Origin of the sequence: Kitasatospora cathayae (assembly GCF_027627435.1) — a bacterium.
GTDB classification, from domain to species: Bacteria; Actinomycetota; Actinomycetes; order Streptomycetales; family Streptomycetaceae; genus Kitasatospora; species Kitasatospora cathayae.
The window spans coordinates 2,945,360-2,968,295 of record NZ_CP115450.1; the positions used below are offsets into that span (position 1 = coordinate 2,945,360).

Consider the following 22,936-nt stretch of genomic DNA (forward strand, 5'->3'; position numbering starts at 1 on the left):
CTACCGGATCGGCATCCCGGAGATCGCCCGGGCGATGACCAGCCGCTGGATCTCGCTGGTCCCCTCGAAGATCGAGTAGATCGCGCTGTCCCGGTGCATCCGCTCCACCGGGTACTCCCGGGTGAAGCCGTTGCCGCCGAGGATCTGCATCGCCTGCGCGGTGACGAACTTGGCCGTCTCGCCCGCGTACAGCTTGGACATCGAGCCCTCGGCGGCGGTGAACGGCTGGTTGCCGGCCGCCATCCAGGACGCCCGCCACACCAGCAGCCGGGCCGCGTCGATCCGGGTCTTCATGTCGGCGAGCTGGAAGGCCACGCCCTGGTTGTCGATGATCGGACGGCCGAACTGCTCCCGGGTCTTCGCGTAGTCCAGCGCCACCTCGTACGCGGCCCGGGCGATGCCGATCGCCTGCGCTCCGACGGCCGGGCGGGAGGCCTCGAAGGTGGCCATCGCCGCGTTGCCCTTGCCGCCGGAGCGCTTGACGCCCTCGCGGGCCCGGGCCAGCCGCTCGTCCAGCTTCTCCTTGCCGCCGAGCAGGCAGCTGCCGGGCACCCGGACGCCGTCGAGCACCACCTCGGCGGTGTGCGAGGCGCGGATGCCGTGCTTCTTGAACTTCTGGCCCTGGCTCAGCCCCGGGGTGCCCGGCGGGACGACGAAGGAGGCGTGCCCGCGGGTGCCCAGCTCCGGGTCGACGCTGGCGACCACCACGTGCACGGCGGCGATCCCGCCGTTGGTGGCCCAGGTCTTGGTGCCGTTCAGCACCCACTCGTCCTTGGCCTCGTCGTAGACGGCCCGGGTGCGCAGCGCGCCCACGTCGGAGCCGGCGTCCGGCTCCGAGGAGCAGAAGGCGGCCACCTTGACGTCGTCCGGGGTGCCGAACATCTGCGGCGTCCAGGTGCCGATCTGCTCGTCGGTGCCGTTGGCGAGCACCGCGACGGCGGCCAGGGTGGTGCCGACGATGGACAGTCCGATGCCCGCGTCGCCCCAGAACAGCTCCTCCATCGCGATCGGGATGCCGACGCCGGAGGGGTCGAAGTACTGCTGGGCGTAGAAGTCCAGCGAGTAGATGCCCAACTTGGCGGCCTCCTGGATGATCGGCCAGGGGGTCTCCTCGCGCTCGTCCCACTCGGCCGCGGCGGGGCGGATCACATCCGCGGCGAAGCCGTGCAGCCAGTCGCGTACGGCGAGCTGGTCCGCGCCCGGGTCCAGCGAGAACGTGCTGCTCATGGTGGAGCCTCCGCAGAAGGGTTACGACGCAGGGACGCGACTCAGGGCCACGACGGGTTCGACCGGGGACACGACCGCGCGGACGCGACCCACCGGGGTGTTACCCCGGGTAACATCATCGGAGTCTGCTACTGATTGGTAACCGATGTCAACGCCCAGCCCACCCAGAATCCGAGGAGCAGCGCATGTCCCGAGAGCCCCGCCGCGAGCAGCTGCTCAACGCCGCCGACCGGGTCATCCAGCGCGAGGGGCCGAGCGCCAGCATGAACGCCATCGCCGCCGAGGCCGGCATCACCAAGCCGATCCTCTACCGGCACTTCGGCGACCGGAACGGCCTGATCAGAGCCCTGACCGAACGCCACACCGGCGGCCTGCTGGCCGCCGTCCGGGCCGCCCTGGCCGAACCGCTGGAACGCCGCGACCGGGTCGAACACGTCCTGGACACCTACCTCGCCGGGATCGAGGCCCGCCCCCAGGTCTACCGACTGCTCACCCACCCCGAGCCGGGCGACCCGAGCGGCGCCGGCAACGCCCTCGCCCCCGCCCTGCGGCAGATCGCCGAGGAGATCACCCGGGCCGTGCAGAACCAGGTCGACCTCGGCGCCGACCGCGACCTGCTCGCCGAGGCCTGGGGCCGGGGCATCACCGGCATGGTGCTGGCCGCCGGGGACTGGTGGCTGGAGACCAAACCCTGCTCGCGCACCCGCATGGTTCAGGCCCTGGCCGACCTGCTCTGGGGGCGCCTGGCCGCCGCCGCGGACCTGCCGACCGCCGTCCTGCCCGCCGCCCCGGCCGAGCCGCCGGGCTCCGAGGCGGACTGAACTCCCCGCAGGCCGAACTCCCCTCGGGCGCACGACCCTTGGGGCACGACCCTTGGACGCATGACCCTTGCGCGCACGACCCTTGTGCCGCCCCCGGCGGCCCGGGCATCATCGGGGCCCCCACCCCCCGCCGTGCGAGGTCCCCGATGCGCCTGCGCCGCACCGCCGTTGCCCTGCTACTCGCCGCCACCGCCGCCCTGACCGCCACCCCGGCCCCGGCCACGGCCACGGACTCGGCCCCGGCCTCTACCCCGGCCCACGGCGGGCACCGGGCCGCCCACTTCCCCACCGGGACGGTCACCGACCCGGACGGCCGCACCGCCCTCACCGACGCCCAGGGCCGCCGGCTCCAGCTGCGCGGCTTCAACCTCGACAAGTACGCCGAGGCCACCCCCGCCGACCTGGACTCCGTCGCCGCCCAGGGCTTCACCCTGGTCCGGCTGCCGGTCTCCTGGACCAGGCTGGAGCCCGAACGCGGCCGCCTCGACCCCGTCGAGCTGCACCGGATCCGGCAACTCCTCGACCGCGCCGACCAGCTGGGCCTGCTCGTCCTGGTCGACTTCCACCAGGACGTCTACGGGCCGGAGTTCGGGGGCGGCACCAACGGCATCCCGGTCTGGGCCACCCGCGACGACGGACTGCCCTTCACCCCCGACCCGAACGACTGGTTCGCCGGCTACTTCCAGCCCGCCGTCCAGGCCGCCTTCCGCCACCTCTACGACGACCCCGACCTGCGCGCCTGGCAGGCCGACTTCTACACCCGGCTCGCCCGCGAACTACGCGGCCACCGCTCCCTGTTGGGCTACGACCTGTTCAACGAGCCGTTCGGCCCGGTGGACGGCGACCCGACCGACCCGGCCGTGCTCGCCGCCGCCTCCGCCGCCCTGGAACAGGGTCGGCTCGCCGGCATGTACCGCCGCCTGATCACCGCCGTGCGCCGAGTCGACTCCCGCGCCTGGCTGTTCGTCGAACCGACGGTCCTGGTCGGCCAGGGCGTACCGACGCGGCTGCCCGGCTTCACCGACCCCCGCCCCGGCGCGCCCCGGCTCGGCTACGCCCCGCACTTCTACGACACCGCGGTGGAGAACGGCGCCGACTGGAACCCCGCCGACGGCTTCATCCAGCGGTACACCGCCGCGATCACCGCCTACCCCACCGCCAACCGGCTGCCCGTCCTGGTCGGCGAGTGGGGGCCGCCGAACTCCCGCACCCCGGGCAACACCCAGCTGGTCCGCCGGCAGGTCGCCGCGATGGACGGCTTCGCCGACGGCTGGACCATGTGGTACTGGTGCCGCGGCACCGGCGGCTACTGCGCGCTCGACCCGGCCGGGCACCCCGCCCCGGGCGACGAACCCGCCTTCGGCCCGTACCCGGTGGCCGTCGCCGGCACCGGCGTCCGCACCGTCGGCACGACCGTGCGGTGGACGGCCGACGGCAGCGGGCGCACCGGCGAACTCGTCCTGCCGCCCGCCGGGTTCCCGCACGGCGCCCGGGTCACCGTCTCCCCCGCCGACGCCCGGGTCGAGGTCGAACAGCCCGCGGGCGGGTGTGCGGGAACCGTACGGATCCGGCTCCCGCACACCCGCCCGGGCACCCCGGTGACGGTCGCCCTCACCGCCGGGTGATCAGGCCAGCCCCCGGCGCTCCAGCAGCGGCCCGGTCTCCGGCGCCCGCCCGACCACCGCGCGGAAGGACTCCAGCGGGTCCCGGCTGAACCCGCGCGCCAGCAGCTCCCGCCGGAACAGCTCGCCGCTGTCCCGCACCGAGCGCCCGTTGGTCTCGAACCACCGCACGGTGTCCGCGTCCAGTACCTCCGACCAGATGTACGCGTAGTACGCGGCGCTGTAGCCGCTGGAGAAAACGTGCTGGAAGTACGGCGTGCGGTAGCGCGGCGGGATCGCCGGGACGGCGATCCCGGCCTCCGCCAGCGCCCGCGCCTCGAACTCCCCGGCGTCCGCGACCCGGTGGCCCTGCGGCAGGGTGTGCCAGGCCCAGTCCAGCAGCGTCGCCGCCAGGTACTCCACCGTCCGGAAGCCCTCCCCGAAGCCCTCGGCCGCGATCATCCGCTCGACCAGCTCGGCCGGCAGCGGCTCCCCGGTCTCGTGGTGGCGGGCGTAGTTGGCCAGCACCTCCGGCCGGACCATCCACATCTCGTTGACCTGCGAGGGGAACTCCACGAAGTCCCGCGGCACCGCGGTGCCGGCGAACAGCGGGTACCGCACGTCCGAGAACAGCCCGTGCAGCGCGTGCCCGAACTCGTGGAACAGGGTGCGCACCTCGTCCCAGCTCAGCAGCGCCGGCTCGCCCGGCGCCGGGCGCGGGACGTTGAGGTTGTTCAGCACCACCGCCCGCCGCCCGGTCAGCCCGGACTGGCCCACCAGCTCGTCCATCCAGGCCCCGCCGCGCTTGGACGCCCGGGCGTGGAAGTCGCCGATGAACAGGCCCAGCGGGGTACCGTCCTCCTCGAACACCTCGAAGACCCGGGCGTCCGGGTGGTGCGCCGTCAGCTCCGGCCGCTCGGTGAAGCTCAGCCCGTACGCGAGCCCCGCGGCGAAGAACACGCCGTCCTTCAGCACCCGCTCCAGCTCGAAGTACGGGCGCAGCGCCGCCGCGTCCACCTGGTAGGAGGCCTGCCGGACCTTCTCCGAGTAGTACGCCCAGTCGTGCGCGGCGATCTCCCCGATGCCGTCCGCGGCCGCCACCCCGGCCAGCTCGGCGGCCTCCCGGCGGGCGTTCGCCACGGCCGGCTCCACCAGCCGGGCCAGCAGTCCGGACACCGCCTCCACGGTGCCGGCCGTCTCGTCCGCCACCACGTACGCGGCGTGGCTCGGGTAGCCCAGCAGTGCGGCCCGCTCGGCCCGCAACCCGGCCATCCGGATCGCCAGCGGACCGTTGGACCCGCCACCGCGGGCGAGCGAGGCGGCCAGCAGCCGCTCGCGTACCGAGCGGTCGGCGAGCAGGGCCAGTTCGGGCTGGTTGGAGGGGCTCTTCAGGCTGAGCACGTACCTGCCCTCGTGGCCGAGCACCCGGGCGTTCTCCGCCGCGGCGGCGATCGCGTCCTCGGACAGCCCGGCCAGCTCCTCTGCGGTGTCCACGACCAGCGCGGCGGAGCGGGTGGCGGCGTTCACGTTCTGCTGGAACGTTGTGCCCAGCGCGGCGAGTTCGGCGTTCAGCTCGCGCAGCCGGGCCTGCTCGGCCTCGCCCAGCCGGGCACCGGAACGGACGAACGCGGTGTACCGGCGCTCCAGCAGCCGCAGCGACTCCGGATCCAGCCCCAGGGCGGCCCGGTCCTCGTGCAGCGCCTCGATCCGGGCGAACAGCTTCTGGTCCAGGTGGATCGCGTCGTGGTGGGCCGCGAGCAGCGGGCTGACCTTCGCCTCCACCTCGTCCAGCAGGTCGGTGGTGTCGGAGGAGGACTGGTTGCGGAACACCGCGTCCACCCGGCGCAGCAGCTCACCGGAGCGCTCCAGGGCCACCAGGGTGTTCTCGAAGGTCGGCCGGGCCTCGGTGTCGGTGATCGCCGCGATCTCGGCCAGCTGCTCGGCCATCCCGCGCTCGTAGGCGGGCAGGTAGTGCTCCTCCCGGATCTCGGCGTAGGGAGGCAGTTCGTAGACCAGGGGGCTGGCCGCGAAGAACGGGTTCTCGGTCATTCCGCCGACCCTACGCGGTGTCACCCGGCGTGCCCAGGCACCCCTGGTCATCGTTGTCAGACCCACCCGTTAACGTCGACGGCGCAGACCCGCGGGCCGCACACCCGCGCCCCACCCGTACGCCCGACCGCTCACTCACCGGAGAGGAGACGCCCGCCGTGGCCCCCAGAACCGCCCTCGTGCCCGACCCGCACGGCCCCGGCGGCCGCCTCCAGCCGCTGGACGACACCGGCAGCCCGCTCGGACCGCCGGAGACCGTCCGTGACCTCGCCGCCGCGGTCGCCGCCCGGGAGGCCTCGAGCCGTGATGATGCTCCGGGGCCCCGCTGGGTCTGGGCCGCCGCCGACTCCGGGTACGCCCCACTGCTGCCCCGGCTGCCCGACCGGCTCGCCCGCTGCCACGACCTGCGGCTGGTCGAGGCCCTGCTGCTGGGCCACGAGGGCCGCTTCGGCGCGCCGCGCTCGCTCGGCGCCGCCTGGTCCCGGCTGCGCGGCCTGCCCGTCCCGGACGACCTGCCCGAACCGGGCCTGGCCGACGCGGACGACGGACAGGACACCCTGTTCGCCCCCGACCGGCTGCAACTGCCGCCCGGCGCCGACCCGTTGGACGCCGTCGTCGCCGTGCACGCCGAACAGCAGCGGCGGATCGCCGCCATCGGCGACCCGGCCGCCCGGCAGCGCTTCCGGCTGCTGGTCGCCGCCGAGTCGGCCGGCGCCCTGGTGGCCGCCGAGATGGCCCACGACGGCCTGCCCTGGCGCTCCGACGTCCACGACGAACTGCTCACCGACCTGCTCGGCCCCCGCCCCACCGTCCCCGGCACCCAGCCCCGGGTGCTCGCCGACCTCGCCGTCGAACTCCACCAGGCCCTCGGCGCCAAGCCGTTCAACCCCGACTCGCACACCCAGGTGCTGCGCGCCTTCGCCGAGGCCGGCATCCAGCTCGGCTCCACCCGCTCCTGGGAGCTCAAGGGCATCGACCACCCGGCCGCCCGACTGCTGGTCCGCTACAAGGAGCTGTCCCGGATCCACGTCGCCCACGGCTGGGCCTGGCAGGACGCCTGGGCCCGCGGCGGCCGCTTCCGGCCCGAGTACGTGGTCGGCGGCGTGGTCTCCGGCCGCTGGGCCAGCCGCGGCGGCGGCGCCCTGCAGATCCCGCGCATCCTGCGCCGCGCCGTGGTCGCCGACCCGGGCTGGCTGCTGGTGGTCGCCGACGCCGCCCAACTCGAGCCGCGGGTGCTCGCGGCGCTCTCCCAGGACGCCGGACTGGCCCGCACCGCCGCCGGCGGCGACCTCTACGAGGCGCTCGCCGCCAGTGCCTTCCAGGGCGACCGCGACAAGGCCAAGCTCGGCCTGCTCGGCGCCATGTACGGGCAGACCAGCGGCGACATCGGCCCGCTGCTGAACACCCTGCGCCGCCGCTACCCCGCCGCGATGGGCTACGTCGAGGCCGCCGCCCGCACCGGCGAGGACGGCGGCGTGGTCACCTCCCGGCTCGGCCGGGTCTGCCCGCCCGCCTCCGCCGCCTTCCTCGACCTCACCGAGGCCGACACCTCCGGCGAGACCGGCGGCCGCACCGCCCGCGCCCGCGGCCGGTTCACCCGCAACTTCGTCATCCAGGCCAGCGCCGCCGACTGGGCGCTCGCCCTGCTGGCGGCGCTGCGCCGACGGCTGAACGAGCTCCCGGTGCCCGTCCCGGCGGACCGCCCCCACCTGGTGTTCTTCCAGCACGACGAGGTGATCGTGCACACCCCGGCCAACCTGGCCGAGGCGGTGGCCGCCGCCGTCGCCGAGGCGGCCGACGAGGCCCGGCGGCTGGTCTTCGCCGACACCCCGGTGCGCTTCCCGCTCAGCACTGCCGTGGTGGACTGCTACGCGGACGCCAAGTAGCGGCGGCTACCGGAGCTTGCGGAAGGTGCGCGCGTCCTCGGCCGCCGCGACCACCTCGGCCAGCCGCGCCCCGGTCGAGGCGGTGACGGCGGCCGCCACCGCGCCCTCCACGAACGGCGCGTCCACCAGCCGCACGCCCGGCCTCGGCTCGTCCTCCAGCACGGTCACGGCGGTGAGCACCGAGCTGCCGAGGTCCGGCAGCACGACCACGCCCGCCCCGCCGTCCGCCTCCGCGATCGCCCCGGCGATCAGCTCGTAACTGGTGCCGAGACCGCCGTCCTCCGTCCCGGCCGCGACCACCACCCGCACGCCGTCCGAGGCGAGTTCGCCGAGCAGCTCGCGCAGCCCCTCCGCGAGCCGAGCGCTGTGCGAAACCAGAACGATGCCCACGTGTTCGCTCATGCGCCCGCCTCGCTCCGCTCGCCGGTCGCTTCGCGAAACGCGCACCTCTTGTCGTTTCCTTCGCTTCGCTCACTCATGCCGGCGACCCTACGGCCCCGGTCCGCTGCTCCGGGAGGGTGACCCGGATCCCGCGTGTCGCACCCCGTGCCCACACCCCCCGTCTGGCGTAGCGTCGGCGACAGGCTGTTGCGTCCTCACCAAGGGAGCGAAGAGCGTTGAAGAAGCTGATCAACACCCCGGAGAGCGTCCTGGAGGACGCCCTGGCCGGAGTCGCCGCCGCCCACCCCGAGCTGACGGTGGACATCCCCAACCGGGTGATCACCCGGGCCACCCGCCCGGCCGGCCCCAAGGTCGCGCTGATCTCCGGCGGCGGTTCCGGCCACGAGCCGCTGCACGGCGGCTTCGTCGGCCCCGGCATGCTGGACGCCGCCTGCCCCGGCGAGGTGTTCACCTCCCCCGTCCCGGACCAGATGCTGGCCGCCGCCAAGGCGGTGGAGAACGGCGCCGGGGTGGTCTTCGTCGTGAAGAACTACACCGGTGACGTGATGAACTTCGAACTCGCCGCCGAACTCGCCGCCGAGGAGGGCCTGGAGGTCCGCACCGTCCTGGTCAACGACGACGTCGCGGTCGAGGACTCCACCTGGACGGCCGGCCGCCGGGGCACCGGCGCGACCGTCCTGGTCGAGAAGACGGCCGGCGCGCTGGCCGAACGCGGCGCCGGCCTGGACGAGGTGGCCACCCTGGGCGAGCGGGTCAACGCCGCCTCCCGCTCCTTCGCCGTCGCGCTCACCGCGGCCACCGTCCCGGCCGCCGGCAAGCCCGGCTTCGACCTGCCCGAGGACGAGATCGAGGTCGGCGTCGGCATCCACGGCGAGCCCGGCCGCCGCCGCGAGAAGCTCCGCCCGGCCCGCGACCTGGCCGCCGAGGTGGTCGAGACCATCCTCACCGACCACCACCTGACCCCGGGCGACGAGGTGATCGCCCTGCTCAACGGACTCGGCGCGACCCCACTGCTGGAGCTGTACGTGGTCTACGGCGAGGTCGCCGCCCGGCTCGCCGAACGCGGCATCACGGTCGCCCGCAGCCTGGTCGGCAACTACGTCACCAGCCTCGACATGGCGGGGTTCTCCCTCACCCTCACCAAGGCCGACGCCCAGCTGGTGGACCTCTGGGACGCCCCGGTCGACACCCCCGCCCTCAAGCGGGCCTGAGCCGTCCGGAGGAGACCCGATGGACTTCGACACCCCGCTGTTCGATTCCCCACTGGCCGAGGCCTGGATCCGCGCGATCGCCGCGGCCGTCGAGGAGGAGCAGGCCCGGCTCACCGAACTGGACTCCGCGATCGGCGACGGCGACCACGGCAGCAACCTCCAGCGCGGCTTCGCCGCCGCCCTGACCGCCCTGGACGGCCTCCAGCCGACCGGCCCCGGCGCCGTCCTCAGCAAGACCGGCGCCACCCTCATCTCCAAGGTCGGCGGCGCCTCCGGCCCGCTCTACGGCAAGGCCTTCCGCGCCATCGGCGCCGCCCTGCCCGAGCCGGCCGACCCGGCCGTCCTCGCCGAGGCCCTGGCGGCCGGTCTGGACGCCATCCGCGCCCTCGGCAAGGCCGAGCCCGGGGACAAGACCATCGTGGACGCCTGGACCCCGGCCGTCGCCGCCTTCCGCACCGCGGCCGCCGCCGGCGCCACCCTCCCCGAAGCCGCCACGGCCGCCGCCGACGCCGCCGACCAGGGCGCCCGCGACACCGTCCCCCTCCAGGCCCGCAAGGGCCGCGCCTCCTACCTCGGCGAACGCAGCATCGGCCACCAGGACCCGGGCGCCACCTCCACCGCCCTCCTCTTCCGCACCCTCGCCGACATCACCAGCCACTGAGCGCCCCGCCCACCGGCCCGCTCCCCGTCGCGCGGTTCCCGTGCCCCCAAAGGGGCGCGGCAACCGCGCGAAGCGGAAGGCCCCCCACCCGCACCCCGGTCCCCCAGCCCCTCCGAACCCGTCCGCCGAGCAGATCCACCCGCACGCCGGGTACGACGCGACCGGGCTGCTCGTGGTCTCTCGGGTGGGCTGCTCCGGCCGCGGCTGCTGATCCGGCGGGAGCCGACCGCGCCGATCCCGGCGCCGTCCCCCTCCTCCCCGGTCCGAGCGGCCCCGTCGCCTACGATGCGATCCACCTCACCCATCCCTCCGGGGAAGACCCACCCCTCCGGGGAAATACCCCTGAGGGGTATGGTGTTGGGAGAGCAAGAGAGCCAGTACCGCACCGACCTCCCGGAGGCCCCGATGTCCAGCACCATCACCTACACCGTGTCCGGCATGAGCTGCGGCCACTGCGAGAAGGCGATCAGCGAGGAGCTCTCCGCGCTGGCCGGTGTCACCGAGGTCGCCGCCGACGCCCAGGCGGGTACCGTGACGGTCTCCTCCGAAGCCCCGCTGGCGGAGGAGCAGGTCCGCGCCGCGATCGACGAGGCCGGCTACGAGCTGGTCGGCCCCGCCGCCTGAGCAACCCCGCGCAGGGCGGGGGCCCGACGTCCCGGCCCCCGCCGCACGCCCCCACCGAGGAGCCACCCGCATGACCACCTCCGCCCCCGGCCTCGAGGCCCGGGACCGGGTCGAGCTGTCGATCGGCGGGATGACCTGCGCCTCCTGCGCGGCCCGGATCGAGAAGAAGCTCAACCGGATGGACGGCGTCGAGGCCACCGTCAACTTCGCCACCGAGAAGGCCCGGATCGACTACGGTCCCGGCGTCACGGTCGAGGACCTGATCGCCGCGGTCGAGCGCACCGGCTACACCGCTGAGCTCCCGCCGCCCCCGGCCGCCGTCGCCGAGCCGCCCGCGGCCACCCGGCCCGCCGAGCAGGATCCCCTGCGCGAGCGCCTGCTGATCAGCGCCGTGCTCAGCGTCCCGGTGGTCCTGCTCTCGATGGTCCCGGCCCTGCAGTTCACCGACTGGCAGTGGCTGGCCTTCGCCCTCACCGGTCCGGTCGTCGCCTACGGCGGCCTGCCGTTCCACCGCGCCGCCTGGACCAACCTCAGGCACGGCGCCGCGACCATGGACACCCTGGTCTCGCTCGGCACCCTGGCCGCCTTCGGCTGGTCCTGCTGGGCCCTGTTCCGGGGCCACGCCGGCCTGCCGGGGATGCGGCACGACTTCTCGTTCGCGATCGGCGACACCGACGCCTCCGGCACGCTGTACCTGGAGACCGCCGCCGCCGTCACCGTGCTGATCCTGCTCGGCCGCCACCTGGAAGCCCGCGCCAAGCGCCGGGCCGGCGCCGCCCTGCACGCCCTGCTCGACCTCGGCGCCAAGGACGTCGCCGTCCTCCGGGGCGGCCGGGAGGTCCGGCTGCCGGTGGACCGGCTGGCCGTGGGCATGCGCTTCGTGGTGCGCCCGGGCGAGAAGGTCGCCACCGACGGCACGGTGGTCGAGGGCAGCTCCGCGGTGGACGCCTCGATGCTCACCGGCGAGTCCGTCCCGGTCGAGGTCACCGTCGGCGACACCGTCACCGGCGCCACCGTCAACGCGGGCGGCCGCCTGGTGGTCGAGGCCACCCGGGTCGGCGCGGACACCCAGCTGGCCCGGATGGCCCGACTGGTCGAGCAGGCCCAGAACGGCAAGGCCGCCGCCCAGCGGCTGGCCGACCGGATCTCGGCCGTCTTCGTCCCAGTGGTCATCCTGATCGCCCTCGCCACCCTGGTCGGCCGGCTGCTGGTCACCGACAGCCCCACCGAGGCGTTCACCGCCGCGGTGGCCGTGCTGATCATCGCCTGCCCGTGCGCCCTGGGCCTGGCCACCCCGACCGCGCTCATGGTCGGCACCGGCCGCGGCGCCCAGCTCGGCATCCTGATCAAGGGCCCCGAGGTGCTGGAGACCACCCGCCGGGTCGACACCGTCGTGCTGGACAAGACCGGCACCGTCACCACCGGCCGGATGGCACTGGTCGCCGTGCACACCGCCGAGGGCGTCACCGAGGCCGAGGCGCTGCGGCTGGCCGGCGCGGTGGAGCACGCCTCCGAACACCCGGTCGCCCGGGCCGTCGCCGAAGCCGCCGCCGACCGACTCGGCGGGCTGCCGCCGGTGGCGGACTTCCGCAGCGTGCCCGGCCGGGGCGTGGAGGGCGTCGTGGACGGCCGTACGGTCACCGCCGGGCGCGAGGCCCTGCTGGCCGATGGCGCCCAGCACCTGCCACCCGTCCTGGCCCGCGCCAGGGCCGCCGCCGAGGCGGCGGGCCGCACCGCGATCGCGGTCGGCTGGGACGGCCAGGCCCGGGCCGTGCTGGAGGTCGCCGACGCGGTCAGGCCGACCAGCGCCGAGGCCATCGCCCGGCTGCGCGCGCTGGGCCTGCGCCCGGTGCTGCTGACCGGTGACAACGCGGCGGTGGCCGGGGCGGTCGCCGCCGAGGTCGGCATCGACCCCCGGGACGTCATCGCCGGGGTGCTGCCCGAGGACAAGGTCGACACCGTCAGGCGGCTGCAGTCCGAGGGGAGAGTCGTGGCGATGGTCGGCGACGGCGTCAACGACGCCGCCGCGCTCGCCCAGGCCGACCTGGGCCTGGCGATGGGCACCGGCACCGACGCCGCGATCGAGGCCGGCGACCTCACCCTGGTCCGCGGCGACCTGCGCGCCGCGGCCGACGCCATCCGGCTCTCCCGCCGCACCCTCGGCACCATCCGGGGCAACCTGTGCTGGGCCTTCGGCTACAACGTGGCGGCGATCCCGCTGGCGGCGGCCGGACTGCTCAACCCGATGATCGCCGGGGCCGCGATGGCCTTCTCCTCGGTCTTCGTGGTCAGCAACAGCCTCCGGCTGCGCCGCTTCCGGCCGGCCTGAGTCCTGGTGGCAAGAGGGGCCCGGACCGCTGGAAACCGCCCGCGCGGTCCGGGCCCCTCACCGTGGCTCAACGCCCCAGCAGCTCCCCGCCGTTGCAGTGCAGGATCTCGCCGGTGATGAACCCGGCCTCGGCCGAGGCCAGGAAGTGCACCGCCGCCGCGACCTCCCCGGTCTCGCCGATCCGGCCGAGCAGGGTGCGCGCCGCCCGGCGGGCCACCTCGGGCTCGTCCAGCCGCGGACCGAAGAACTCGGTGCCGGCCACCGTGCCCGGCGCGACGATGTTGGCGGTGATCCCCGAGGTGCCCAACTGGGCGGCCAGGAAGTGGTTCCAGGCGTGCAGCGAGGCCTTCGCCGCACCGTACGAGCCGGCCCCGCGCAGGGCGGCGATGGAGCTGATGGTGACGACCCGGCCGGAGCCCGGGGTGAGCCGGTCCCGGATCGACTCGGTGAGCAGCACCACGGTCAGCACGTTGCGCTCGAAGTCGCCGCGCCAGCGGGCCAGCAGGGCGTGCGGCCCGCCACCGACCACGGTCTCCCGGCTGCCGGCGTTGTTCACCAGCACGTCGATCCGCTCGGGCAGTTCGGCCAGCGCGGCCTCCACCCCGTCCGGGTCGGCGAGGTCGCACACCAGCGGGGTGACGTTCGGCCCGAGGTCGGCCGCGGCCTTCTCCAGGACCGCCCGACGGCGACCGACGATCACCACGTGCTCGCCCGCCTCGGCGAACCGCCGCGCGACTTCGTACCCGATTCCCGTACCACCGCCGGTGACGACGACGTTCCTGGCCATCTGCGCACTCCCTCCCCAGTTCCGCCGTCGCGCGACGAGGTGCGCGACGGTCCGTACCGGAATGCCACGATTCCTATCACGCTCGGTTGCCGTGACTGCGGGGAGGGTGACGTCGCGCGCGAGGGAAGGTGTGATATGGGCGTGGTACCAAGCGCCTACGGAGCGTGGCGAGAGGCAGCTCACACCCCCCGGGCGTAACTTCTCGCACCCTGATACGTCTTAGGTTGGTAGTGCGGCAGTTTTCCCGATGGGCGGGGCGCGGCTAACGGCAACGTGTCCCGCTCTTCCAGCAGCTGTCGCCGACGGGGCTCCGGCGGGCCCCGGGACGGTCGTCGTGCTTTTCGACGGCCTTCGCGCACGGCGCCGGGGTCGTGGCGGGTCAGGGACGCTTTGAGCGGCCGTCCCCGGCCGCAGCCGGCCCCGGAGTCGTGCGCCGTACGGTTCCGTCCCCGCGCGGGCCCTGCCGGGTCCGGGGCGGGGACGCGCGAAGGGGCCCGGCCGCTCAGCAGCGGCCGGGCCCCTTTCGGTGCGGTGCTACGTCAGCGCTGCTCGAGCTCGACGTAGTCGCGGATCGCGGTGCCCGTGTAGATCTGGCGCGGGCGGCCGATCCGGCTGGTCGGGTCGTTGATCATCTCGTGCCAGTGGGCGATCCAGCCCGGCAGCCGGCCGAGGGCGAACAGCACGGTGAACATGCTGGTCGGGAAGCCCATGGCGCGGTAGATCAGGCCGGTGTAGAAGTCCACGTTCGGGTACAGCTTGCGCGAGATGAAGAAGTCGTCCTTGAGGGCGTGCTCCTCCAGCTTGAGCGCGATCTCCAGCAGCTCGTCGCTCTTGCCGAGCTGGCCGAGGACCTCGTGCGCCAGCAGCTTGACCTGGGCGGCGCGCGGGTCGAAGGCCTTGTAGACGCGGTGGCCGAAGCCCATCAGCTTGACGCCGGCTTCCTTGTTCTTCACCTTCGTGATGAACGAGTCGACGTCGCCGCCGTCCTTCTGGATGCTCTCGAGCATCTCCAGCACGGCCTGGTTGGCGCCGCCGTGCAACGGGCCCCACAGGGCCGAGATGCCCGCCGAGATCGAGGCGAACAGGTTGGCGTGGCTGGAACCGACCAGGCGCACGGTGGAGGTCGAGCAGTTCTGCTCGTGGTCCGCGTGCAGGATGAGCAGCTTGTCCAGGGCGTTGACCACGACCGGGTTGAGCTCGTAGTCCTCGGCCGGGACGGCGAAGGTCATCCGCAGGAAGTTCTCGACGTAGCTCAGGTCGTTGCGCGGGTAGACGAAGGGCTGGCCCATCGCCTTCTTGTACGCGTACGCGGCGATCGTCGGCAGCTTGGCCAGCAGGCGGACGGTCGACAGGTGGCGCTGGGCCGCGTCGAACGGGTTGTGGCTCTCCGGGTAGAACGTGGAGAGCGCGCCGACCACCGAGGACAGCATGGCCATCGGGTGGGCGTCCCGCGGGAAGCCCTGGAAGAAGCGCTTGACGTCCTCGTGCAGCAGCGTGTGCTGGGTGATCTCGCGGTTGAAGTCCGCCAGCTGGTCCGCGTTGGGCAGCTCGCCGTTGATCAGGAGGTACGCGGTCTCGATGAAGCCGCCCTGCGCTGCGAGCTGCTCGATCGGGTAGCCGCGGTACCGCAGGATGCCGTTGTCACCGTCCACGAAGGTGATCGCGGACTTGTACGCGGCGGTGTTACCGAAGCCGTTGTCCAGGGTGACCAGGCCGGTCTGCGGGAGCAGCTTCGAGATGTCGAAGCCGGAGTTGCCCGCAGTGCTCTCGACGACGGGGTACTCGTACTCGCCGTCCTGGTACCGCAGTACTACCGAGTTGTCGCTCACGTCTTCCTCACCGACGAAATGAATCCTCTTCCAAGGTGCCCTGACTGTCTCTACCATCCCCCATCCGGAGGACAGTCGCGCACCCGGGGTGGCCCGGAAGGGCCCGCCCCTACAAAACCTGCCGCCGCAGCCGGTACGAACCGGACAAGATCGGCACCACCCTAGGCTCTGCCGTAAATCTCTTCACGTCAAGAGAACATTAGAGGCAACCATCCTGTTGGATAATCATCCAGAAGCAAGTCGATGATCGAGCGCGGCATGCCGCCGACCTGCACTGACGGTCCTCACGGCCTGTGCGATCGCCTTCCGTGACCCGACCAGCACCACGAGTTTCCTCGCCCTGGTCACAGCGGTGTACAGCAGGTTTCGCTGGAGCATCGTCCAAGCGGACATAGTGACCGGAATCACCACCACCGGGTACTCACTGCCCTGCGAGCGGTGGATCGTCACCGCGTACGCGTGGGCCAGCTCGTCCAGTTCGTCGAAGTCGTACGACACCTCCTCGTCCTCGTCGGTGAGCACCGTCAGCCGCTGGTCGTCCGGACTGAGGGCGGTCACCACTCCAACTGTGCCGTTGAAGACGCCGTTCCGCCCCTTGTCGTAGTTGTTGCGGATCTGGGTGACCTTGTCCCCCACCCGGAACGTCCGCCCGCCGAAGCGCCGCTCCGCCAGCCCCTCCCGGGCCGGCGTCACCGCCCCCTGCAACAGCGTGTTCAGGTTCCCCGCCCCGGCCGGACCCCGGTGCATCGGCGCCAGCACCTGCACGTCCCGGCGCGGGTCGAAGCCGAACTTCTGCGGGATCCGGCGCGCCACCACGTCCACCGTCAGACCGGCCGCCCGCTCCGCGTCGTCCTCCACGAACAGGAAGAAGTCCGTCAGCCCCTCCGTCAGCGGCGGCTTCCCCTCGTTGATCCGGTGCGCGTTGGTCACCACCCCCGACTGCTGCGCCTGCCGGAAGATCCGGGTCAGCCGCACCGACGGGATCGGCCCGTCCTCCGCCAGCAGGTCCCGCAGCACCTCCCCGGCGCCCACCGAGGGCAGCTGGTCCACGTCCCCCACGAACAGCAGGTGGGCCCCCGGCGGCACCGCCTTGACCAGCTTGTTCGCCAGGATCAGGTCCAGCATCGAGGCCTCGTCCACCACCACCAGATCCGCGTCCAGCGGCCGGTCCCGGTCGTACGCGGCGTCCCCGCCCGGCTTCAGCTCCAGCAACCGGTGCACCGTCGAGGCCTCCGCCCCGGTCAGCTCCGCCAGCCGCTTAGCCGCCCGCCCGGTCGGCGCCGCCAGCACCACCTTCGCCCGCTTGGCCAGCGCCATCATCACGATCGACTTCACCGTGAACGACTTGCCGCAGCCCGGGCCACCCGTCAGCACCGCGACCTTGCGGGTCAGCGCCAGCCGCACCGACTGCTCCTGCTCCGGCGCCAGCTGCGTCCCGGTCCGCTTCGCCAGCCACTCCAAGGCCACCGGCCAGTCCACGTCGGCGGACCACGGCAACCGGTCGGAATCCGAACGCAGCAGCCGCAACAGCTGGTTGGCCAGCGAGATCTCCGCCCGGTGGAACGGCACCAGGTAGACCGCGGTGATCGGCTCGCCCGCCTCCCCCGGCACCGTCTCGCGCACCACGCCCTCGGCGGCGACCAGCTCCGCCAGACAGTCGATCACCAGCCCGACGTCCACCTGCAGCAGCTTGACCCCGTCCGCGATCAGCCGCTCCTCCGGCAGGTAGCAGTGCCCTTGGTCGCTGCTCTGCGACAGCGCGTACTGCAGCCCCGCCTTCACCCGCTCCGGGCTGTCGTGCGGGATCCCCACCGCCTGGGCGATCCGGTCCGCCGTCAGGAAGCCGATGCCCCAGACGTCCGCCGCCAGCTTGTACGGCTCGTTCCTCACCACCCCGATCGAGGCGTCGCCGTACTGCTTGTAGATCCGCACCGCCAATGAGGTCGACACCCCGACCCCCTGCAGGAAGACCATCACCTCCTTGATGGCCTTCTGCTCCTCCCAGGCCGCGGCGATCTTCTTGGTGCGCTTCGGCCCCAGCCCCGGCACCTCGATCAGCCGGCCCGGCTCGTTCTCGATCACCTCCAGGGTGTCCACCCCGAAGCGCTCCACGATCCGCTCGGCGAACCGCGGCCCGATCCCCTTGATCAGCCCCGATCCCAGGTACCGCTGGATGCCCTGCACCGTGGCCGGCAGCACCGTGGTGTAGTTCTCCACCGTGAACTGCCGCCCGTACTGCGGATGCGAGCCCCACCGCCCGTGCAGTCGCAGCGACTCGCCGACCTGCGCCCCCAGCAGCGCGCCCACCACCGTCAGCAGGTCGTTCCCGCCCCGCCCGGTGTCCACCCGGGCCACCGTGTAGCCGGTCTCCTCGTTGGCGTAGGTGATCCGCTCCAGCACGCCCTCGACCTGCGCGAGCTGGCGGGGCACCTGCTGCCCCGACTGCGCCTGCTTGCCCACCGGAACCCCCTTCGACCGGTACGGGTGGACCATTCCGTTACGCACCGTACCGCCCCGCGCGGACAACCCCGACGCCCCGGAAGGCCGCGCACCCGGGGCAGCCCCGGTGCCGACCCGCCGTGCGGGGCCCCCGCCGAGGTGCCAGGCTGGTATGACCCCAGGGGTCGTCGACCGCGCCCGCGCCCGCACGGGACCCGTCCGAGGAGCAGTGCCGCCATGCTCAACACCGACTTCCGCCCCGGTTCCCCGGACTGGCTCGACCTGAGCAGCCCCGACACCCGGGCCTCCGTCGACTTCTACGCCGCCCTGTTCGGCTGGACCTTCGACTCGGCCGGTCCCGAGGCCGGCGGCTACGGCTTCTTCCAGCTCGACGGCCGCACCGTCGCCGCCCTCGGCCCGCTCGCCGACGAGGGCAGCACCCCGCCCGGCTGGACGCTGTACTTCGCCACGGACGACGCCGACCGCACCACCGAACTCGTCCAACAGGCCGGCGGACGCGTGCGGTTCGCCCCCTTCGACGTCTTCACCGCGGGCCGGATGGCCGGCTACACCGACCCGACCGGCGCCGACTTCGCCGTCTGGCAGCCGCACGACACCCGCGGCCTGGACCTGGTCAACGACGAGATCAGCCTCTGCTGGGCCGAGTGCTACAGCGTCGACGCCGACCAGGCCAAGGCCTTCTACCGCGCGGTCTTCGGCTGGCAGGAGCAGGACGTCCCGTTCGGCGAGGTGCTGTACACCGTCCTCACCCCGGCCGGCGGCGGCACCGACGACGCCCACGGCGGCATCATGCAGCTCGGCCCCGAGCACACCGCGCGCGGCACCGGCTCGCACTGGCTCCCCTACTTCGAGGTCCCCAACGTGGACGCCAGCCTCGCCATCGCCGAACAGCTCGGCGCCACGGTCCGGATCCCGGCAACCGACGTGCACGGCGTCGGGCGCCTCGCCCAGCTGCTCGACCCGCACGGCGCCGTCTTCGCCGTCATCACCAGCGCCGCGCCCGGGACATGACCAGGAATCGCTCCAGAAGGGCCGTGAAGGGCGCGCTACGGGCGTAGACAAAGGTGGTCGAGCAACCAGGGCCCTCTATTCTCCGATCATGACTGAAACGGCCGTTCTGACGATCCGACGGGCCTCCGAGGCCGACCTGCCGGCGATCGTCGCCATGCTCGCCGACGACCCACTCGGCGCCACCCGCGAGACCCCCGCCGACCTCACCCCGTACCGCGCCGCCTTCACCCGCATCGACGGCGACCCGCACCAGCACCTGGTCGTCGCCGAACGCGCCGGCCGCACCATCGGCACCCTGCACCTCACCCTCGTCCCCGGCCTCTCCCGGACCGGCGCCACCCGCGCGATCATCGAGGCCGTCCGCGTCCACGCCGACGAACGCGGCAGCGGACTCGGCACCGAACTGATCCGGTGGGCCGTCGAGCGCGCCCGCGAACTCGGCGCCGACCTCGTCCAGCTCACCTCCGACGCGACCCGCACGGACGCGCACCGCTTCTACGAACGGCTGGGCTTCGTGCCGTCGCACCTCGGCTTCAAGCTGGCGCTTTCGAACCGAGACGAATAGCGAGACGAATGGCCCGGAAACGCGAAGAACCCCCATCCGGAATCCGGATGGGGGTTCTTCTGAAGAATTGTTCGGCGGCGTCCTACTCTCCCACAGGGTCCCCCCTGCAGTACCATCGGCGCTGTGAGGCTTAGCTTCCGGGTTCGGAATGTAACCGGGCGTTTCCCTCACGCTATGACCACCGAAACACTATGAAACTGTCGACCCGCCGACAAGGCAGTCGTTGTTTCAGAACAACACAGTGGACGCGAGCAACTGAGGACAAGCCCTCGGCCTATTAGTACCGGTCAACTCCACCCCTCACAGGGCTTCCATATCCGGCCTATCAACCCAGTCGTCTACTGGGAGCCTTACCCTCTCAAGGAGGTGGGAGTGCTCATCTCGAAGCAGGCTTCCCGCTTAGATGCTTTCAGCGGTTATCCCTCCCGAACGTAGCCAACCAGCCATGCCCTTGGCAGAACAACTGGCACACCAGAGGTTCGTCCGTCCCGGTCCTCTCGTACTAGGGACAGCCCTTCTCAACACTCCTACGCGCACAGCGGATAGGGACCGAACTGTCTCACGACGTTCTAAACCCAGCTCGCGTACCGCTTTAATGGGCGAACAGCCCAACCCTTGGGACCTACTCCAGCCCCAGGATGCGACGAGCCGACATCGAGGTGCCAAACCATCCCGTCGATATGGACTCTTGGGGAAGATCAGCCTGTTATCCCCGGGGTACCTTTTATCCGTTGAGCGACGGCGCTTCCACAAGCCACCGCCGGATCACTAGTCCCTACTTTCGTACCTGCTCGACCCGTCAGTCTCACAGTCAAGCTCCCTTGTGCACTTACACTCAACACCTGATTGCCAACCAGGCTGAGGGAACCTTTGGGCGCCTCCGTTACCCTTTAGGAGGCAACCGCCCCAGTTAAACTACCCACCAGACACTGTCCCTGATCCGGATCACGGACCCAGGTTAGACATCCAGCACGACCAGAGTGGTATTTCAACGGCGACTCCACAACAACTGGCGTTGCTGCTTCACAGTCTCCCACCTATCCTACACAAGCCGAACCGAACACCAATATCAAGCTATAGTAAAGGTCCCGGGGTCTTTCCGTCCTGCTGCGCGAAACGAGCATCTTTACTCGTAATGCAATTTCACCGGGCCTATGGTTGAGACAGTCGAGAAGTCGTTACGCCATTCGTGCAGGTCGGAACTTACCCGACAAGGAATTTCGCTACCTTAGGATGGTTATAGTTACCACCGCCGTTTACTGGCGCTTAAGTTCTCAGCTTCGCCTAGTCGAAACTAAGCTAACCGGTCCCCTTAACGTTCCAGCACCGGGCAGGCGTCAGTCCGTATACATCGCCTTACGGCTTCGCACGGACCTGTGTTTTTAGTAAACAGTCGCTTCTCGCTGGTCTCTGCGGCCACCCCCAGCTCAAGGCGCAAAGCCCGTCACCAGGAATGGCCCCCCTTCTCCCGAAGTTACGGGGGCATTTTGCCGAGTTCCTTAACCATAGTTCACCCGAACGCCTCGGTATTCTCTACCTGACCACCTGAGTCGGTTTGGGGTACGGGCCGCCATGAAACTCGCTAGAGGCTTTTCTCGACAGCATAGGATCATCCACTTCACCACAATCGGCTCGGCATCAGGTCTCAGACTATATGTGAGGCGGATTTGCCTACCCCACGTCCTACACCCTTACCCCGGGACAACCACCGCCCGGGCTGGACTACCTTCCTGCGTCACCCCATCGCTCACCTACTGCAGACTTGGACCGGCGGCTCCACCACTTCCCTTCACCCGAAGGATCCGGGACGGCTTCACGGCCTTAGCATCACCTGGTTCAGCGTTGGCGCTTCAAAGCGGGTACGGGAATATCAACCCGTTGTCCATCGACTACGCCTGTCGGCCTCGCCTTAGGTCCCGACTTACCCTGGGCAGATCAGCTTGACCCAGGAACCCTTGGTCAATCGGCGCAAGAGTTTCCCACTCTTGTATCGCTACTCATGCCTGCATTCTCACTCGTATACCGTCCACGACTCGATTCCTCGGCCGCTTCACCCGGCACACGACGCTCCCCTACCCATCACAGCCCCCGTTAGGAGTATTGCTGCAATGACACGACTTCGGTGGTGTGCTTGAGCCCCGCTACATTGTCGGCGCGGAATCACTTGACCAGTGAGCTATTACGCACTCTTTCAAGGGTGGCTGCTTCTAAGCCAACCTCCTGGTTGTCTCTGCGACTCCACATCCTTTCCCACTTAGCACACGCTTAGGGACCTTAGTCGGTGTTCTGGGCTGTTTCCCTCTCGACCATGGAGCTTATCCCCCACAGTCTCACTGCCACGCTCTCACTTACCGGCATTCGGAGTTTGGCTAAGGTCAGTAACCCGGTAAGGCCCATCGCCTATCCAGTGCTCTACCTCCGGCAAGAAACACGTGACGCTGCACCTAAATGCATTTCGGGGAGAACCAGCTATCACGGAGTTTGATTGGCCTTTCACCCCTAACCACAGGTCATCCCCCAGGTTTTCAACCCTGGTGGGTTCGGTCCTCCACACGGTCTTACCCGCGCTTCAACCTGCCCATGGCTAGATCACTCCGCTTCGGGTCTTGGGCATGCAACTCAACCGCCCTATTCGGACTCGCTTTCGCTACGGCTACCCCACACGGGTTAACCTCGCTACACACCGCAAACTCGCAGGCTCATTCTTCAAAAGGCACGCAGTCACGGCCAGCCGGCAAGCCGACTGACGACGCTCCCACGGCTTGTAGGCACACGGTTTCAGGTACTATTTCACTCCGCTCCCGCGGTACTTTTCACCATTCCCTCACGGTACTATCCGCTATCGGTCACCAGGGAATATTTAGGCTTAGCGGGTGGTCCCGCCAGATTCACACGGGATTTCTCGGGCCCCGTGCTACTTGGGAGATGAGCAAGCAAGCCGTACAGATTTCGTCTACGGGGGTCTTACCCTCTACGCCGGACCTTTCGCATGTCCTTCGACTACCCATACGGTTTCTGACTCGCCCAGCCGCCGGCAGACGACTGAAGCTCATTCCCACAACCCCGCATTGGCAACCCCTGCCGGGTCTCACACCAATACGGTTTAGCCTCATCCAGTTTCGCTCGCCACTACTCCCGGAATCACGGTTGTTTTCTCTTCCTGCGGGTACTGAGATGTTTCACTTCCCCGCGTTCCCTCCACACTGCCTATGTGTTCAGCAGCGGGTGACAGCCCATGACGACTGCCGGGTTTCCCCATTCGGACACCCCCGGATCAAAGCTCGGTTGACAGCTCCCCGGGGCCTATCGCGGCCTCCCACGTCCTTCATCGGTTCCTGGTGCCAAGGCATCCACCGTGCGCCCTTAAAAACTTGGCCACAGATGCTCGCGTCCACTGTGCAGTTCTCAAACAACGACCAGTCACACACCCTCGACAACCCGAACCGGGCTACCTCGAGTGAGGCCGGCAACCA

General features: G+C 70.9%; 15 protein-coding genes and 2 rRNA genes. 9 read left to right on the top strand and 8 right to left on the bottom strand.

Going from position 1 to position 22,936, the window contains the following annotated elements; all coding sequences use genetic code 11:
• Complete coding sequence (locus O1G21_RS13055; RefSeq protein ID WP_270143512.1) at positions 1-1,227, bottom strand: acyl-CoA dehydrogenase family protein; 1,227 nt, start codon at positions 1,225-1,227, stop codon at positions 1-3.
• 185 nt (positions 1,228-1,412) lie between these two features.
• On the opposite strand from O1G21_RS13055, the gene O1G21_RS13060 reads away from it, so the two are divergent.
• Complete coding sequence (locus O1G21_RS13060) at positions 1,413-2,048, top strand: TetR family transcriptional regulator (protein ID WP_270143514.1); 636 nt, start codon at positions 1,413-1,415, stop codon at positions 2,046-2,048.
• 146 nt (positions 2,049-2,194) lie between these two features.
• A complete protein-coding gene (locus O1G21_RS13065) occupies positions 2,195-3,673 on the top strand; it encodes a cellulase family glycosylhydrolase (protein ID WP_270143516.1) in 1,479 nt (492 codons plus the stop codon).
• On the opposite strand, the gene O1G21_RS13070 is transcribed toward O1G21_RS13065, so the two are convergent.
• Entirely contained in the window at positions 3,674-5,698 is a 2,025-nt protein-coding gene (locus O1G21_RS13070) for a M3 family metallopeptidase (RefSeq protein ID WP_270143518.1), read from the bottom strand. It abuts the gene before it with no gap.
• Between the two features lie 158 nt (positions 5,699-5,856).
• Here O1G21_RS13070 and O1G21_RS13075 point away from each other — a divergent pair, with 158 nt between their 5' ends.
• Positions 5,857-7,584, top strand: coding sequence for a bifunctional 3'-5' exonuclease/DNA polymerase (locus tag O1G21_RS13075; RefSeq protein WP_270143520.1), 1,728 nt, complete (start codon positions 5,857-5,859; stop codon positions 7,582-7,584).
• A gap of 6 nt (positions 7,585-7,590) precedes the next feature.
• On the opposite strand, the gene dhaM is transcribed toward O1G21_RS13075, so the two are convergent.
• The gene (gene dhaM / locus O1G21_RS13080) at positions 7,591-7,986 is read right to left on the bottom strand and encodes a dihydroxyacetone kinase phosphoryl donor subunit DhaM (RefSeq protein WP_270143522.1); all 396 of its coding nucleotides are present in this window, start codon (positions 7,984-7,986) and stop codon (positions 7,591-7,593) included.
• Between the two features lie 215 nt (positions 7,987-8,201).
• Here dhaM and dhaK point away from each other — a divergent pair, with 215 nt between their 5' ends.
• From dhaK to O1G21_RS13100, 4 genes are all read left to right on the top strand, one after another.
• Complete coding sequence (dhaK, locus tag O1G21_RS13085) at positions 8,202-9,197, top strand: dihydroxyacetone kinase subunit DhaK (protein ID WP_270143524.1); 996 nt, start codon at positions 8,202-8,204, stop codon at positions 9,195-9,197.
• Positions 9,198-9,216: 19 nt separating this feature from the next.
• Positions 9,217-9,858 carry a dihydroxyacetone kinase subunit DhaL gene (dhaL, locus tag O1G21_RS13090; RefSeq protein WP_270143526.1) on the top strand — a complete coding sequence of 214 codons (642 nt, stop codon included), beginning with the start codon at positions 9,217-9,219 and terminating at the stop codon, positions 9,856-9,858.
• 405 nt (positions 9,859-10,263) lie between these two features.
• Positions 10,264-10,482 carry a heavy-metal-associated domain-containing protein gene (locus O1G21_RS13095; RefSeq protein WP_270150954.1) on the top strand — a complete coding sequence of 73 codons (219 nt, stop codon included), beginning with the start codon at positions 10,264-10,266 and terminating at the stop codon, positions 10,480-10,482.
• Positions 10,483-10,552: 70 nt separating this feature from the next.
• A complete protein-coding gene (locus tag O1G21_RS13100; protein WP_270143528.1) occupies positions 10,553-12,811 on the top strand; it encodes a heavy metal translocating P-type ATPase in 2,259 nt (752 codons plus the stop codon).
• Positions 12,812-12,878: 67 nt separating this feature from the next.
• Here O1G21_RS13100 and O1G21_RS13105 read toward each other — a convergent pair whose 3' ends face one another.
• The 3 genes from O1G21_RS13105 to recD2 form a co-directional block, all read right to left on the bottom strand.
• Positions 12,879-13,598, bottom strand: a complete 720-nt coding sequence (locus O1G21_RS13105) for an SDR family NAD(P)-dependent oxidoreductase (RefSeq protein ID WP_270143531.1) — start codon at positions 13,596-13,598, stop codon at positions 12,879-12,881.
• A gap of 539 nt (positions 13,599-14,137) precedes the next feature.
• Complete coding sequence (locus O1G21_RS13110; RefSeq protein ID WP_270143533.1) at positions 14,138-15,427, bottom strand: citrate synthase; 1,290 nt, start codon at positions 15,425-15,427, stop codon at positions 14,138-14,140.
• A 225-nt stretch (positions 15,428-15,652) separates the two neighbouring features.
• Positions 15,653-17,887, bottom strand: coding sequence for an SF1B family DNA helicase RecD2 (gene recD2, locus O1G21_RS13115; RefSeq protein ID WP_270143535.1), 2,235 nt, complete (start codon positions 17,885-17,887; stop codon positions 15,653-15,655).
• Between the two features lie 216 nt (positions 17,888-18,103).
• On the opposite strand from recD2, the gene O1G21_RS13120 reads away from it, so the two are divergent.
• Positions 18,104-18,898 carry a VOC family protein gene (locus O1G21_RS13120; protein ID WP_270143537.1) on the top strand — a complete coding sequence of 265 codons (795 nt, stop codon included), beginning with the start codon at positions 18,104-18,106 and terminating at the stop codon, positions 18,896-18,898.
• An 88-nt stretch (positions 18,899-18,986) separates the two neighbouring features.
• On the top strand, positions 18,987-19,463 hold the full coding sequence (locus O1G21_RS13125) for a GNAT family N-acetyltransferase (RefSeq protein WP_270143539.1): 477 nt from the start codon (positions 18,987-18,989) through the stop codon (positions 19,461-19,463).
• A 69-nt stretch (positions 19,464-19,532) separates the two neighbouring features.
• On the opposite strand, the gene rrf is transcribed toward O1G21_RS13125, so the two are convergent.
• Positions 19,533-19,649: ribosomal RNA gene (gene rrf / locus O1G21_RS13130) — 5S ribosomal RNA — on the bottom strand.
• Between the two features lie 71 nt (positions 19,650-19,720).
• Positions 19,721-22,840 (bottom strand): 23S ribosomal RNA (locus O1G21_RS13135).
• Positions 22,841-22,936: the final 96 nt, after the last annotated feature.